This is a genomic window from Halomicroarcula saliterrae, assembly GCF_031624395.1.
GTDB lineage: Archaea > Halobacteriota > Halobacteria > Halobacteriales > Haloarculaceae > Haloarcula > Haloarcula saliterrae.
Window position 1 is genome coordinate 105,683 of the sequence record NZ_JAMQON010000001.1, and the last position, 14,374, is coordinate 120,056.

Annotated in this window: 12 protein-coding genes; 3 read left to right on the plus strand and 9 right to left on the minus strand. The window is 68.0% G+C overall.

What is annotated here, in order from left to right:
• The first annotated feature begins 70 nt into the window (after positions 1-70).
• Positions 71-268 carry a DUF8007 family protein gene (locus tag NDI56_RS00585; protein ID WP_310917462.1) on the plus strand — a complete coding sequence of 66 codons (198 nt, stop codon included), beginning with the start codon at positions 71-73 and terminating at the stop codon, positions 266-268.
• Here NDI56_RS00585 and NDI56_RS00590 read toward each other — a convergent pair whose 3' ends face one another.
• On the minus strand, positions 269-955 hold the full coding sequence (locus tag NDI56_RS00590; RefSeq protein WP_310917463.1) for a type I 3-dehydroquinate dehydratase: 687 nt from the start codon (positions 953-955) through the stop codon (positions 269-271). It abuts the gene before it with no gap.
• A gap of 285 nt (positions 956-1,240) precedes the next feature.
• Between NDI56_RS00590 and NDI56_RS00595 the strand changes: the two genes are divergently transcribed.
• A complete protein-coding gene (locus tag NDI56_RS00595) occupies positions 1,241-3,046 on the plus strand; it encodes a hypothetical protein (protein WP_310917464.1) in 1,806 nt (601 codons plus the stop codon).
• Here the strand turns inward: NDI56_RS00595 and NDI56_RS00600 are convergent, their stop codons facing one another.
• From NDI56_RS00600 to NDI56_RS00610, 3 genes are all read right to left on the minus strand, one after another.
• The gene (locus NDI56_RS00600) at positions 3,047-4,075 is read right to left on the minus strand and encodes a DNA-methyltransferase (RefSeq protein WP_310917465.1); all 1,029 of its coding nucleotides are present in this window, start codon (positions 4,073-4,075) and stop codon (positions 3,047-3,049) included. It lies immediately after the preceding gene.
• A gap of 30 nt (positions 4,076-4,105) precedes the next feature.
• Entirely contained in the window at positions 4,106-4,993 is an 888-nt protein-coding gene (locus NDI56_RS00605) for a methyl-accepting chemotaxis protein (RefSeq protein ID WP_310917466.1), read from the minus strand.
• A gap of 76 nt (positions 4,994-5,069) precedes the next feature.
• Positions 5,070-6,032, minus strand: coding sequence for a transcription initiation factor IIB (locus NDI56_RS00610; RefSeq protein ID WP_310917467.1), 963 nt, complete (start codon positions 6,030-6,032; stop codon positions 5,070-5,072).
• A gap of 208 nt (positions 6,033-6,240) precedes the next feature.
• Here NDI56_RS00610 and yjjX point away from each other — a divergent pair, with 208 nt between their 5' ends.
• Positions 6,241-6,738 carry an inosine/xanthosine triphosphatase gene (gene yjjX, locus NDI56_RS00615; RefSeq protein WP_310917468.1) on the plus strand — a complete coding sequence of 166 codons (498 nt, stop codon included), beginning with the start codon at positions 6,241-6,243 and terminating at the stop codon, positions 6,736-6,738.
• A 227-nt stretch (positions 6,739-6,965) separates the two neighbouring features.
• On the opposite strand, the gene NDI56_RS00620 is transcribed toward yjjX, so the two are convergent.
• The 5 genes from NDI56_RS00620 to NDI56_RS00640 all read right to left on the minus strand — a co-directional run bounded on the left by NDI56_RS00620 (position 6,966) and on the right by NDI56_RS00640 (position 14,336).
• The gene (locus tag NDI56_RS00620) at positions 6,966-8,783 is read right to left on the minus strand and encodes a flippase-like domain-containing protein (protein WP_310917469.1); all 1,818 of its coding nucleotides are present in this window, start codon (positions 8,781-8,783) and stop codon (positions 6,966-6,968) included.
• A gap of 179 nt (positions 8,784-8,962) precedes the next feature.
• Positions 8,963-10,678, minus strand: coding sequence for a radical SAM protein (locus tag NDI56_RS00625; RefSeq protein ID WP_310917470.1), 1,716 nt, complete (start codon positions 10,676-10,678; stop codon positions 8,963-8,965).
• Positions 10,679-10,687: 9 nt separating this feature from the next.
• Positions 10,688-12,028 carry a TIGR00341 family protein gene (locus tag NDI56_RS00630; RefSeq protein ID WP_310917471.1) on the minus strand — a complete coding sequence of 447 codons (1,341 nt, stop codon included), beginning with the start codon at positions 12,026-12,028 and terminating at the stop codon, positions 10,688-10,690.
• 140 nt (positions 12,029-12,168) lie between these two features.
• A complete protein-coding gene (locus NDI56_RS00635; protein ID WP_310917472.1) occupies positions 12,169-12,396 on the minus strand; it encodes a hypothetical protein in 228 nt (75 codons plus the stop codon).
• A gap of 38 nt (positions 12,397-12,434) precedes the next feature.
• Complete coding sequence (locus tag NDI56_RS00640; protein WP_310917473.1) at positions 12,435-14,336, minus strand: ABC transporter ATP-binding protein; 1,902 nt, start codon at positions 14,334-14,336, stop codon at positions 12,435-12,437.
• Positions 14,337-14,374: the final 38 nt, after the last annotated feature.

Consider the following 14,374-nt stretch of genomic DNA (forward strand, 5'->3'; position numbering starts at 1 on the left):
TGTCCGCATCGCTGTCAGGTTCCGGCCGGCGCCAACGCTTTTCAGGTGAGCGACCAAACATGTGGGTGAGATGGGCAAACAGACCGAATCCTGTGGCCGCTGTGGCATGACCACCGTCGTGGACGCCACGGACGGCGCGGGCCCCGACACTGAGGACGCCATCGAGGTGTCCGAGGCCGACGCCCGTCGCGTCTCGCCGGCCGCGTGGTTCGGCGGCGTGAAGCGCCGGCTGGACGGGCTGGCGACGCGGCTCACCTACGGCCGATAGTCACTCACTTTCGAGCTGGTCGACCAGCGACCGCAGCGTCGTCAGGTCGTACTGGCCGGGGGCGGTCGCCGCCGCGGGGTCGACCGGCGCGTAACCGATGCGCGAGCCATAGAGCGGCGCGACCGCTCGCGAGTGCCGGCCGGCCTCGCCCATACACATCGTCGCGACCCGCTCGCCTGCCGCGGTGAGTTCCCGCGTCGCGCCGAGCATCGCCAGCACGTCGTCGGGTGACTGCGCGGTCGAGGCCATCTTTCCCACGTCGCCGTACTCGCAGGCGCGTTCGAGTCGGTCGACGACGGCGTCCCGGTCCGGCGTGCTCTCGAAGTCGTGGGTAGAGACGACGACCGACGCCCCGTGCTCGCGGGCGTGGTCGGCGACCCGGCCGGCGTCGTGGTCCCCCTCCCCGTCGAGTGCGGCGAGTTCGAGGTCGACGGCGGTGACGGCGTCGTAGGTCAGGGCCCGTTCCAGCCGGTCGAGCCGGTCGGCGGTGTCCCCGGCCTCGCCGCCCTCCCAGTCGACGCGGTTGGTCACGAGCACCGGCAGGTCGCCGTCGTAGGCGGCCAGCTGGTCGAGGGGCTGGGCCGCGAAGTCCATCCGCAGTTCGATGCCGTCGGCGTCGGCCCGCGCGTGGGGCTCCATCGCGAGGTCCGACCCGGCCGCGAGCAGCCGGAAGGCGCTGAAATCCATACCCGCTCTTCTCGGATGCGGACAAAAGGCCCGTCGGTGTCACACTCCGGTTCCGCCGTTCGGCGGCGTTGCGTACCACTGCATCCCGACATGGAGTCGGATGCGTTTGATTGACCGACCCTATCGCTAGCGTAAGCTCGACCGGACGGACCAACGGTCTCTCGGGTTTATCAGCGACGTTGTGCGAACAGTTCGCATGCATCGCCGCCACGCGAACCGCGACCGGACAGTAAAACGACCAGCGAGCTGCCACAGCCGGCACCGACGACAGCGGAGCGCCGGACGATGACACGGGCGCTCGTACTCGGCGTCGCCGCGTTGCTCGTCTGCAGCGCCGTCGCGCTCCCGGTCGCCGCGAATCCCGGCCCGCGCCAGGTGGCGGGTCAGAACGGTGACAGCGTGGATTACGACGCACTGAACGACCGACTCGACTCGCTCGCGGCGGTCGATTCGACGGGGAGCGACCGGGAGCAGAACCTCTCGCAGGAACAGCGGACCGCCGCCACACAGGGCGCACAGGCCGGTATCAACCTCACCCAGCGCCAGGGTGTCACCGTCACGCAGGAACAGCGTCAGGCGGCTATCGACGCCGCTCGACTCGCCGCCAGCCAGCGACAGAACGCCTCAGTCGAGCAGGTCCAGGCCGCCGCGACGGGAGCGACCCACGGCGCGTTACTGCAGAGCCAGTCCGTCAACGCTACCCAGCTCCAGGCAGGCATCTACGCGAGCACCGCCGGCTCGCTCTCGCAGGCACAGTCGGCGGACCTCGCCCAGCTGCAGGCGGCGGCCTACGGCGCGGCCCACGGGTCGGTCGCCCAGTCCCAGCAAGCGAACGTCTCGCAGATACAGTACGCCGCCGTCGGGTCGGCCGCCGGCGCCGCTAGCGGCGCTTCGGGGACTCAGCAGGTGAGCGTCACCCAGGTTCAGGAAGCCGCTCAGGGCGCGGCCTACGGCTCGCTCGCACAGACTCAGTCGGTGTCGGTCAGACAGGTACAGGCGGCCGCCTTCGGCGCGGCGGGCGGCGCCACCGACGCGCAACGCGCTCAGGACCCGAAGAAGGTTCAGGAGGCCGCGCTGGGGGCGGCCACGGGAGCGCTCGTCCAGCAGCAGCAGTCGGTGACTGTCACGCAGATACAGGCGGCCGCCCGCGGCGCCTCTCAGGGCGCGCTCGCGGCGAGTCAGGAGGTGAGCGTCGTGCAGGTGCAACTGGCCGCGACGAGCGCTGCCTCGGAGGTGATACGGCAGTCCCAGACGCTCTCTGTCACACAGATACAGGTGACGGCGTCGGAGCGTGCGAGCGAGGCCGTCTCCCAGCTTCGGAGCCTCGATGCGAGCGTGACTGACCGGACGCTGTCCATCGAGAACCCGAACAGCGTCGCGGTGGTCGTCACCGTCAGCGGCGAGAACGAGACGGTACTGCGGGTCCCGGCGGAGTCGGAGCGGACAGTGACGCTCGCGCCGGGGAGCTACACGGCGACGGCCGTGACCGAGAGTGACGGCCGGTCGGTACTCATCGAAGGCGACCGTGTCTACGAGTTCACGGTGGCTGCGCCGGAGACGCCAACGCCGAACGAGACAGCAACGCCGACACCGACGCCCAACGAGACGCCGACGCCGACACCGACGCCGAATGAGACGCCGACGCTGACACCGAACGAGACGCCGACGCCGACACCGAACGAGACGCCGACGCTGACACCGAACGAGACGCCAACGCCGACACCGACGCCCAACGAGACCCCAATAGAGACTCAGACACCGACGCCAACGGACACTGAAACACCGGCACCAGAACCGACGCCCGAACCAGAACCGACGCCCGAACCAGAACCAACGCCTGAACCGGAACCAACGCCTGAACCAGAGCCAGAGCCAACGCCGGAGCCAGAGCCAGAACCAACGCCTGAACCGGAACCAGAGCCAACGCCGGAGCCAGAGCCAGAACCGACGCCTGAACCGGAGCCCACACCTGAACCCGAACCAGAGCCAGAGCCGACGCCTGAGCCCGAACCAGAGCCAGAGCCAACGCCTGAACCCGAACCGGCGGACGAGGAGGGGCTGTTGCAGACGCTCAGGGGGCTCCTGCCGTAGTCACTCGACGGGCGTGTGGGTCACGCGGTACCCGTCACCCGTCCGTTCGAGGGCCTCGACAGCGTAGAAGCGGATGCGGCGCTCCTGTTTCGTGTTGACCGCGAAGTCGTAGTGTTCGGCCTCGTAGCCGGGTTCTTTCCCGCTCTCGCGGCGTCGTGCGACCCACTCGCGGTGGTCGTCCAGGCGCTGTCGGGCAATCTGTCGGGAGCGCTCGCCGACGCGGTCGACCCGGTCGTCGAGGGCCGCCAGCATGTCCGCGTCGCGTTCGATACCGACGGAGTGACGGCCGGTGACCATCGCCGCGAGGGTCGTCGTGCCGGTACCCAGAAACGGGTCCAGCACGGTGTCGCCCTGCACCGAGAACATCGAGACGAGGCGGTGGGGAATCACCAGCGGAAAGGCGCCCGAGCGGTCGCGCAGGCCGTCGTCGATGTCCTGGGCCTCGCCGGGCACGTCCCAGAGGTCCGAGAACCACTCGTTGCGCTCCTCCCAGAAGTAGGCGCTCTCGTAGCGTCGGTCGGCGCCGGGCTCCAGCCGCCGGCGCTCGCCGTTGCGGAAGACGAGGATGTGCTCGTGTTCCAGCGTCGGATAGGCGTTGGGCGGGACCATCCCCGAGCCCATGAACTTCGCGCCGCTGTTGGTGGGCTTGCGCCAGAGGATGTCCGGCAGCGCGCGGAGCCCGTGGTCGGTCAGCCGGTTCGTTATCTCGGCGTGGTTGGGGTACGAGCGAAAGCCGTCGGACAGCGAGCGGGTCGCGTCGCCGACGTTGATACAGGCGATACCGCCCGGCGCGAGCACGCGTTCGAGTTCGGCCCACACGGTATCGAGCACGTCGTGCATGAGCGAGAAAGCGCGGTCGCCGTCGCCGGCGCCGAGCGCGTCGGCGATAGCGGGCTCTAGGGCACCGAAGATGTCGTCCCACATCTCTATCATCGGATAGGGCGGGGAGGTGACGACGAGTTCGACGCTGTCATCGGCCAGTGGTAGCTCGCGGGCATCGCCGGTGATAGCCCGGTGGCGCGTCTCCATAGCGGTCGAAGCAGGGGCCGGGACTTGTGCCTACCGCTCGTCGACCAGCAGCTGAATCTCGTTTATCTTCGCGGTCTGTTGTTCGTTGGCCGCGGCGATCTCCTCGATCTCGTTTGCGACCTCCTCGGCGTTCTCGGCGGTCATGTCGACCATGCTCGCGACCTCCTCGGTGGAGGCGGCCTGCTCGTCGGTGGCCGACGCCACTTCCTCGGCGCCGCGGGCGGCCTCCTTGACGGACCCGTCGATGTCACGGAGGATCTCGACGGTCTCGGTCACCTGCTCGATGCCCTGCTCGACCTGCTCGTTGGCCTCGTCGATGCTGCCGACGGTGTCCTCGGTGTCGGCCTTGATGTTCGAGACCAGCTGCTCGATTTCGGTGGCGTTCTGCTGGGACTCCTCGGCCAGCGATTTGACCTCGTCGGCGACGACGGCAAAGCCCTCGCCGGCTTCGCCAGCGCGGGCGGCCTCGATAGAGGCGTTCAGCGCCAGCATGTTGGTCTGGTCGGCGATGTCGTTGATGACGTCGACGATCTCGTCTATCTCGTCGATGCGACTCCGGAGCTGTTTCACGTCCTCCGACACCATCTCGTTTGCCGCGTCGACGGACTCCATCGCGTCGATGGCGTCGTCGGCCGCGTCCCGGCCCCTGTCGGCGAGTTCACGGGCCCGCTCGCTGACCTGCTGGACCTGGTTCGCGCTGGAGGCGACCTCCTCGACGGTCGCCGACAGGTTCGAGACCTCGCCCGCGACCTCGCGCATGTTGTCGGACTGCTGGTTCGCGAGGTCGCTGATCTCCTGTGAACTCCGCGAGACGTTCTCGGAGGTGTGGAGCAACTCGTCGATGGCGCTCCCGAGCTCCGCGTCGGTGTCACCCGAGTCGGCCATATCCTGGCCGCCACTGTCGAAATCCGTAGCCATGTACGCAACGCGACAGTCCAGCGGATTAAACGTATCTCCGTAGTTATCAGCCGTGATTCTCCCCCTGTCGGGGCGCTTACGCGACCGGGAGGTCCTGCTCGGCTTCCAGCAGTTCGTGGTAGCGGTTGCGGATGGTCACTTCGGAGATGTCGGCGACCTCGCTGACGGCGGCCTGCGTGGTCTTCTCGTTGGTCAGCAGCGCCGCGGCGTAGACGGCGGCCGCGGCGAGTCCGACGGGCGACTTCCCGGAGTGGACGCCCTGCTCTTTGGCGTTCTGGAGGAGCTGACGGGCCCGGTGTTCGGCCTCGTCGGAGAGCTCCAGCGAGGAGGCGAACCGGGGGACGTAGCTCTCGGGGTCGGCCGGCTTCACTTCGAGGCCGAGCTCGCGGACGACGTAGCGGTAGGTGCGGGCGATTTCGCTCTTTTCGACCCGGGAGACCTCGGTGATTTCGTCGAGGCTCCGCGGGACGCCGGCCTGTCGCGCTGCGGCGTAGACGGAGGCCGTCGAGACGCCTTCGATGGAGCGACCCGGAAGCAGGTCTTCGTCGAGCGCTCGGCGGTAGATAACCGAGGCCGTCTCGCGGACGTTCTCGGGCAGACCCAGTGCGGAGGCCATCCGGTCTATCTCGCCCAGGGCCTGCTTGAGGTTGCGTTCCTTGGAGTCCCGGGTCCGGAACCGCTCGTTCCACTTGCGCAGGCGCTGCATCTTCTGGCGCTGCTTGCCCGACAGGGAGTTGCCGTAGGCGTCCTTGTCGCGCCAGTCGATGTTGGTCGACAGCCCCTTGTCGTGCATCATGTTCGTCGTCGGGGCGCCGACGCGGGACTTCTGGTCTTTCTCGCTCGAATCGAACGCGCGCCACTCGGGCCCGCGGTCGATTTCGTCGGACTCCACGACGAGACCGCAGTCCTCACACACGGTCTCCCCGTGTTCGTCGTCGATGACCAGCGAGCCGCTACACTCGGGGCAGGCCGTCGATGTCGATTCCGTCGATTCCGTCTCCTCTTCTGTTCGCTTTCGCGTTCGTGTTTGCTCGTTCATTGTAGCGATGGCGGGCGCTCACCGGGTACAGTGTACTGCTGGAGAACCCGGAGGCAATCGGTAAGACTGAATCCGTCCGAAAGACATTTAAAAATTGTGGTATGGGTTGGAAGATGCCTGTCTTACGCCACGAAACACCGGTTTGCGTATGGTGGGCATCGCCATTCAAATAACAACCATCATGAACCATCCGGTAGTTTCCTCGCCCATGCACGTCGCCATCGGGAGTACGAATCCGGTGAAAGTTGCAGCCGTCGAACGCGTGTTGCCGGACGCCGAGTGCAGCGCTGTCGCGGTCGATTCGGGCGTTCCCGAACAGCCATGGGGTCGCGCGGAGACGGTTCGGGGCGCTCGAAACCGTGCGGCCGCCGCCCTGTCGGCGACCGACGCCCAGTTCGGGGTGGGTATCGAGGGCGGCGTCGCCGCGCGCGACACGCCCGGCGGACTCTGGCTCGTCATGTGGGCCGCCGTCACCGACGGCACCGACACCCATCTGGGCGCCGGCCCGTCGATTCGACTGCCCGAGCCAGTCGCCGAGCGGCTGCGGGACGGCGACGAACTCGGCCCCGTGCTCGACGACGAACTGGGCCGGGAGGAACTCGCCAAACAGGAGGGCGCTATCGGCGTCTACACCGCCGGCCGGGTCAGCCGAACGGACGCGCTGGTCGATGCTGTGGCTGGGGCCTTCGGGCCGTTCTTGCGGTAGCGAGGAATCGACCGAAGGGAGATTCCTCGGAAAAGCGCAGCGGTGACCGGAGGGAACCGCGAGCAGTGCGGTTCTGACCGACGGGAGATTCCTCGGAAAAGCGCAGCGGTGACCGGAGGGAACCGCGAGCAGTGCGGTTCCCACCGACGGGAGATTCCTCGGAAAAGCGCAGCGGTGACCGGAGGGAACCGCGAGCAGTGCGGTTCCCACCGACGGGAGATTCCTCGCTAGTCGTCCGCTTCCGGTTGCATGTCCGTCGCGGACCGCGATTCCTCGACGGCGGTCGTCAGCGAGACGTTGAGCCAGGCCATCGAGACGACGCCGCCGACGATGGTGACGACGTTCTTGACCGCGTGGTCGACGATAGCGATGCTGAGGGCGGCCGTGACGCCCACGGGGGTCAGCGGCGCGACGATGATAGTGAAGGCGCCCTCGTACAGGCCGACGCCGCCGGGAGTCAGCGGGAGGACCTTCGCGAGGTTCCCGACGCTGACGGCGAAGAAGCCGACGGCGACGACGGAGGGCGTTAGTGGCGTGCCGAAAGCGGCAAACACCGCCAGCGCCGTCAGCACGTCCAGCGACCAGATAGCGAGGCTCCCGAGACCGACGCGGGCGAAGGCTGGCCCGTCGGCGGTCACCGTCTGCACGTCGGCGACGAACCCCTCGACGATGCCGGCCACGTGGTCGGCGTAGGAGTCGTCACTCAGCCGGCCGATGGTGGCCCGGACGAAGTTCGCGTCGGTGCGCGCGCTGGCGACGATGGCGGCGACGGCGCCGATTGCGGCCAGCCCCACCGCGGCGGCGACGTAGACGGCCGTCTGGCCGCTCTGTGCCGGGTCGCCGCCGACCGCGTCGCCGGTCAGCGCGGCCAACAGGTCGCCGGCAGAGCCGGTGGCGGCCAGCCCCAGCATGACGGTGCCGGCAAGCAGCGTGATCGTCAGCAGGTCGAAGACGCGCTCGACCGCGAGCGACGCGAAGCCAGACGGGTACGGGATGGAGCGCCGGGCCTTGACGACGTAGGCGCGCACACCGTCACCGAGTCGGGCCGGGAAGACGAGGTTCCCGGTCTGGCTGATGAAGACCGCGCCGGTGAGGAAGTCCCACCGTTCGTGAAAGCCCATCGAGTCGAGTATGTCGCGATAGCGCAGCCCCCGAATCGGCCACGACACCGCGTAGATGACGGCGGAAAGCGCCACGAGACCCGGCGCCGCGCCGGCCATCTCGTTCAGTACCGTCCGGGGGTTCAGGTACTGCGTCATCAGGAGCAAGGCGAGGACGACGAGCATCGTCCCGGCGCCCAGCGACACCCGGCGAGTGATCCGCGGGCTGACCGAGAGCTCCCAGAACGTCCGGAGAACCTGACTTCCCATACCGAACACGTCCCGGACGATGTCGACCTTCGAGTCGCCTTTCGGTTCCCAGTCGACGGCGAACTCCTTGACGCGGTACCCCTCGCGCTGGGCCTTCACGAGCAACTCCGTGTCCCAGAACCAGTGTTCGTCCTCGACTTGCGGCCCGAGCTGCTCGAAGGCCGTTCGCGAGATGGACTTGAAGCCACACTGGTGGTCTCGCAGGTCCGAGCGGAGGACGGCTCGCACGAGCGCGTTGAACCCGATACTCGGGATGCCGCGCTTGGGCGGCCGGTCGGCCCGGTTCTCGGGCAGCCAGCGCGACCCCGTCGCCACGTCGTATTCGCCCGAGCGGACGCTCTCGACCAGTTCTTCGAGGTGACGCATGTCCGTCGCGAGGTCGGTGTCGAAGTACACCAGCGTCTCCCCCTCGGCCCGCTCGAAGGCGAACTCCAGGGCCCCGCCCCGGCCGAGTCGGTCGTCGCTGTGGACGTGTCGGACCCGCTCGTCGGTCTCGGCGAGTCGCGTCGCGATTTCGGGCGTCCCGTCGTCACAACCGTCCTCCGCGACGATAACCTCGAACGTGCCCGTCGGGAGGAACTCGGCGAGCGCATCGAGTGTGACCACCACCGTCTGCTCGATGGTGTCCTCCTCGTTGTAGGCGGGGAGGACGACGCTCACCTCGATATCGTTCATTGACACTCTTTGCGCGGTCGAGACAAAAGTAGCTTCCGTTCGCTCATGCGGGCGTTATACTATGCATACCGGGCATCGAGCCACCGGCGACCACGCCGCTGGAACCGGGCTCTGTCACGGGTCCGACGTTTTCGTCCGGCTCGGCCGGCGGGCGCCAGCGGCTGGTCGGCCCGGGCCGCTCAGTCCGCGCTTTCGGGCGCTCGTGCGGTAATGTACTGCCTAAGGTCCTCGCCGACGTCACTGGCCGTCTCGTAGGGTCGGCCAACCACGATGTCGCCCGCCCGGCTCTTGCCCACGCCGGGCACCGTCGCCAGTTCCGCCATGGAGGCGCTGTTGACGTCGAGCGGGTACGGGACACCGGTGACGGAGCGGTAGCCGTGGTCGGTGATGGCCACGTCGATGGTCCGACCCAGTTCGCGCTCGCCCGGCAGCCCCACCAGCAGTGGGTAGGTGCCGAGCTGCCGGCCGAAGGTCTTGCCGTCCTGGTGGTACTCCAGATGCACGTCGGGCAGCACCGTCCCCGGCGGGGCGACCCGCTGGAGCATCGGGTTGTCGATGGTCTCCCTGACCTCCTGTTTGTACTGCTTGAACAGCTGCTTGTGGTCTTTCGCGATGTCGGCGCCCGTCTCGGCCATGTCGGTCCCCTCGAAGGCCATCACCTGTCGGATGTTCACCCGCCGGAGCATCAGCCCCTCGTCGTAGACGCGCTGGAGGAAGTCCTTGTTGTGCTCGAAGGTCTCCCGGCGCTCGCCTTTCAGCCCGTGGACGAGGTTGATACCGGGCAGCAGCTTCGGGAGCCGGCGGGCCGCGTCGTCACCGAAGTTCGGTGCGGTCTCGCTGTCGCCGCCGGGCCGAAAGCCGGCCACCTCGTTGACGATCTTCACGGCCTCGAAACACTCGTCGGCGGTGACGTTGAGGTTGTTGTCGCTCATCACCTCGGGGTCCGCGGATTCGAGGCCGAACGCGGCCGTGTCGCCGGGGGTGTTGTGCTCGGCGATAATCTCTATCCCCTCGCGGGCCTTCTCCGGCCACTTCACGATGGTGATGGGGTTCATGTTGTCCAGATGGAGCGTCTCCAGGTCCGGCGCGACCTCCCGTATCCCGCCGTACAGTCGGCGGAGCGCGTCCGGATTCGGCGCTTCGCCGTCGCCGCCGTAGGCGAGGATGTCGGCCTGCCGGCCCAGCCGGAAGTGCGCGACGCCGCGGTTGGAGAGGGCGTCCACCTCGTCGACGACGCTCTCGGGCGGGCGGAAGTCGGGGTTGCCGTACATCGGTTCGGTACAGAACGAACAGCGGTACGGACAGCCCCGAGACGTCTCCATCTCGCAGATGAGGTAGTCGGGGTGGTTGGGGTGTTGCTCGACGACGAAGGCGCCGGCGCGAGCCCAGCGGGTCTCCTCCTCGACGTCGCGGTAGCGGTCGTTGAACCCTTCGAGACCGGAGTCGACGAGGTCGTAGACGGCCGCCTCCACGTCGGCCATCGCGAGGAAATCGAAGTCCAGGTCGTCCCGGGCCGTCTCGCTCGCGCCCTCGTTGGCCTCGCCGACGCCGAAGCGGACCGGGCCGCCCATGATGGCGGTGCCGTCGGCGGTCCAGGCCAGCTTGCGGACCTCGTCCGGTTCGGCCGGCGTCCCGCCGACGTACTTGCCGGGGACCGTCATCCCGCCGACGTACACCAGCAGGTCGGCGTCCTCGACGTCGCGCCAGCGGTGCGTGTCCTCGCGCAGTTCGTCGATGGTGTGGTAGGTGATCTGCGATTCGGGGACGCCGGCATCGACGAGCGCACCGGCGGCGTATCGGGGGTACGTCGAGATGTACGGCGGGACCCCGAAGTGGGCGGGCTCGTCGACGTAGCCGTCGACGATAGTCACGTCGAGCGTCGCGGGGTCAGTCATGGACGCTGGTTACGGCCCGAAGCCTAAAACGGTGTTTGGTTGGGGCTGTGGGGTCTGCGGTGTCGGCGCCGTGGCCCGGTCGTAGTCGCGATAGCGGACGGCGACCGTCACGCGCTCGCCGGTCCGCTCGTCGATGGCTCGGGCGAGCGCGCCGGGCAACTGCTCGTAGGGGCGCTCGCTCGTCCGCGAGAGCGTCACCGTCACCGTCGACGGCTCGAACAGCGGCCCGATGCCGACGTACTCCGCGGTGACCGAGACGACGCCCAGCTCGTCGTAGGCGTCCCGCTGGAGCACGTCCGTCGTCGCCGCGTTGACCGACCGCTCGAATGTCACCTGCTGGTAGGTCCCCACGCCGACGGCCCCGACCACAGCGACGACGACGATGACCGTGGCGGCCAGCGCGGCGGTCTGGCGGACCCCCGAAACGGCGAAGACGCCCCGGTCGACGGTGTCCGGCTCGTACCCCAGATACTTGAACGTGAGAAAGGCGCCGAGGTTTACCGCGACGATGGTCATCGTCAGCAGGACAGTGCTCCCGACGCCGACGGCGGGCCGGCCCCAGGCGAAGCCGATGCCGGCGGCGGCCGCCGTGGGGATGAGCGCCGCGGCGACCATCACGCCGACGATGGTGACCTGACCCTTGGTGGCGAGGCTGAAAGAGCCGGCCGCACCCGCCGCCAGCCCGACGACGACCGAGAGGAGGCTCGGCGAGAACCGGATGGCTATCAGTTCCACGTTGGCCACGGCGAGCTCCATGGGGACCGCGAGGACGGATTTGAGCAGCCAGCTGAACGCCGTCGCGCCGACGACGGCCAGCCCCAGCCCGACGCCCTGCATCCGGATGCTGTCGAACACCATCCGCTGGTCGTCACGGACGAGCCCGACACTCGCTGTCAGCATGGGGCTGACGATAGGGGCGAGCACCATCGAGCCGACGACGATAGCCGGCGAGCCGATGAGCAGTCCCGCGGTCGCGATGACCGTCGACAGCGTCATCAGCCACAGATACGACCGCGTGTTGCGCCGCATGTCCTTGGCCTTCGAGCGCAGCGTGCGCGGGGCGACCCTGTTCGGCGTCTTCGCCCACCGGTTCTGGACCTCGTCGACCCCCTCGTAGGAGGCGAACTCCGTCTCGATTGAGACGATGTACCACTCGTCGCTGAACCCCACGTCGCGGAGCTCTTCGAGGACGTGCTCGACGGCGTCGGCGGGCACGACGAAGGAGATGAGCGTCCGGTCGTCCTCGCCGCTGGTCTCCTTCGTGGTCGAGACGCCCAGCTCCTGCTCCCGGAGCGCCGAGACGATGGCGTCCCGTCTCTCGTCGGGGACGACGACCTGCACCAGACGCATAGGCTGTGCAGTGGCTCGACACCCCCAAAAGTAGCCGTCGGGTATCGGGGCCGGCGGCCGCGTCTCGGGGCGAAAGCTCGGCGTTGGACCCGCGCCGGCAACGCGCTCCCGGAGTAGGGTCGGCGTAGTCGCCCCGTCACTCACTCGTCGGGAACCCACGGTCGGTTGTCGCCTCGTCGCTGATACAGCTTGAGTCCGCCGGCGACAGCGAATGCGACCACCAGCAACGCCGCTTCGACACCGGTCCCGAGCTGCGTCTCCAGCACCCCCTCTAGATAGCTCGTCGGTTCAGTCTGACGTGGCCTGGAAAAGACCAGCACGGCTGTCGACAACAGCACGGAGCCGCCTATCCAGTCGAGCGTCGACACGGCCGCAGCTATCTGGCGGCCGGGAATTAACCCGTCCCTCAGTCGTCGGCGCTGACCGCCTGTTCGTCGGCCTGTGCCGCCCAGAGGTCGGCGTACTCGCCACCCGCCCCGAGCAGTTCGTCGTGACTGCCCCGCTCGACGATTCCGCCGTCCTCCATCACGACGATGGTGTCGGCGTCCTGAATAGTCGACAGCCGGTGGGCGATGACGAAGGCGGTGCGGTCCTCGACGAGGCGCTCGATGCTCGCCTGAATCGCCCGTTCGGTCTCCGTGTCGACGTCGCTTGTCGCCTCGTCGAAGATGATGACCGCGGGGTCGTTCAGCAGCGCCCGGGCGATGGCGACCCGCTGGCGCTGGCCCCCCGAGAGCTTGATACCGCGCTCCCCGATTTCGGTGTCGTAGCCGTCGGGCAGGTCCCCGACGAATTCGTGGGCCTGGGCCGAGCGGGCGGCTTCGCGGACCCGCTCGCGAGCCCCCTCCTCGCCCGCCGCCTCACCGTCGAGTACGTCCCGGTCGCCGTAGGCGATGTTCTCGGCGACCGTGCCGGAGAACAGGTAAGGGTTCTGCTCGACGACGGCGATGTCGTCGCGCAACGACTGGAGCCCGTACTCGCGGACATCGACGCCGTCGACGCGCACAGCACCGGAATTCACGTCGTGGAAGCGCGGAACGAGCTTCAGCAGCGTCGACTTGCCGGCGCCGGTCGCGCCGGCCAGTCCGACCGTCGCGCCGGCCGGCACGGCCAGCGAGACGTTTTCGAGGACCGGCTCACCGTCGCCGTAGCCGAAGGTGACGTCCTCGAAGTCGACGGCGCCGTCGATGTCCTCCGGCGTGTCGGGCTCTTCCGGGTCCGTGATGGCCGGGTCCCGGCCCAGCAGGCCAAAGACCCGCTCGGCGCTGGACTTGGCGAGCTGGTACTTGTTTGCGGACTTGCCGACCCGTCGCATCGGCGAGTACAGGCGACGGAGATAGAGGAAGAAGAGGGCGAACACGCCACCCCCAGCCAGCATCCGGTTGCTGTCGGCGGCCGTGATGAAATCGGTCCCCGCCACGTAGAGGATAACGACGAAGACGACGCCGGTCAGCAGCCGCAGTGTGGCGAAAAAGGCGCGGCGGATACGCAGCGCCGCCACCTTCTCGTCGTGGTAGGTCTGGCTCTGTTCGGTGACTCGGCCGTTCTCGTAGTCGTAACGGTCGAACGCCTTGATGACCGGCACGCCGCTGAGGTTGTTCTCCAGTCGCGTGTTGAGCCGGGAGACCGTCCGGCGAATCCCCCGATACCGTGGTTCGATCCACTGCAGGAACAGCGCGCTCGCCAGCCCGATTATCGGGACCGGCGCCAGCGCGATGAGCGCCAGCGTCGGCGAGTACCAGGTGAGAACGGCGGCGATACCGCCGACGGTCGCGACGACGCGGATCACCTGTCGGAACTCCGTGTTCAGGAACGACTCCAGCCGGTTGATGTCGCTGTTGAGGATGGACATCATCCCGCCGGTCTGGTGGTTGGCGAAGAAGTCCATCGAGAGGTGCTGGAGGTGATCGTAGGTGTCGTTTCGGAGGTCCCGCTGTATCTTCTGGGCCGAGGACTGGAGCAGATAGCGGGAGGCAAAGCGGGTCGCCGACCGGACGAGGTAGGCGACGGCGGCGATGACGACGAGCCGTCTGAGGAAGGCGAGCTTCGCCGCCTCGCCGGTAATCGCGCCCGCGGGCAACAGCCCCGCAGCGGTCAGCAGCCCCGGCTCGCCGCTGTTGAGGATGACGCGGTCGATGGCGGCGGCGACGATGATCGGCGGGACGAGGCGGGCAAACCGGGTCAGGAAGGCGGCCAGAACACCGACGCTCAGGCGGAGCCAGTACGGTTTCGCGTAGCCGACGAGCTTCAGTATCGGATTCCCGTCGACGTTCTCGCGGACGCCCTCGAAACCGCCGTCGTCGGCCATACCTATCCTTCGACTACGAACTGAAATACTCCGGGCTT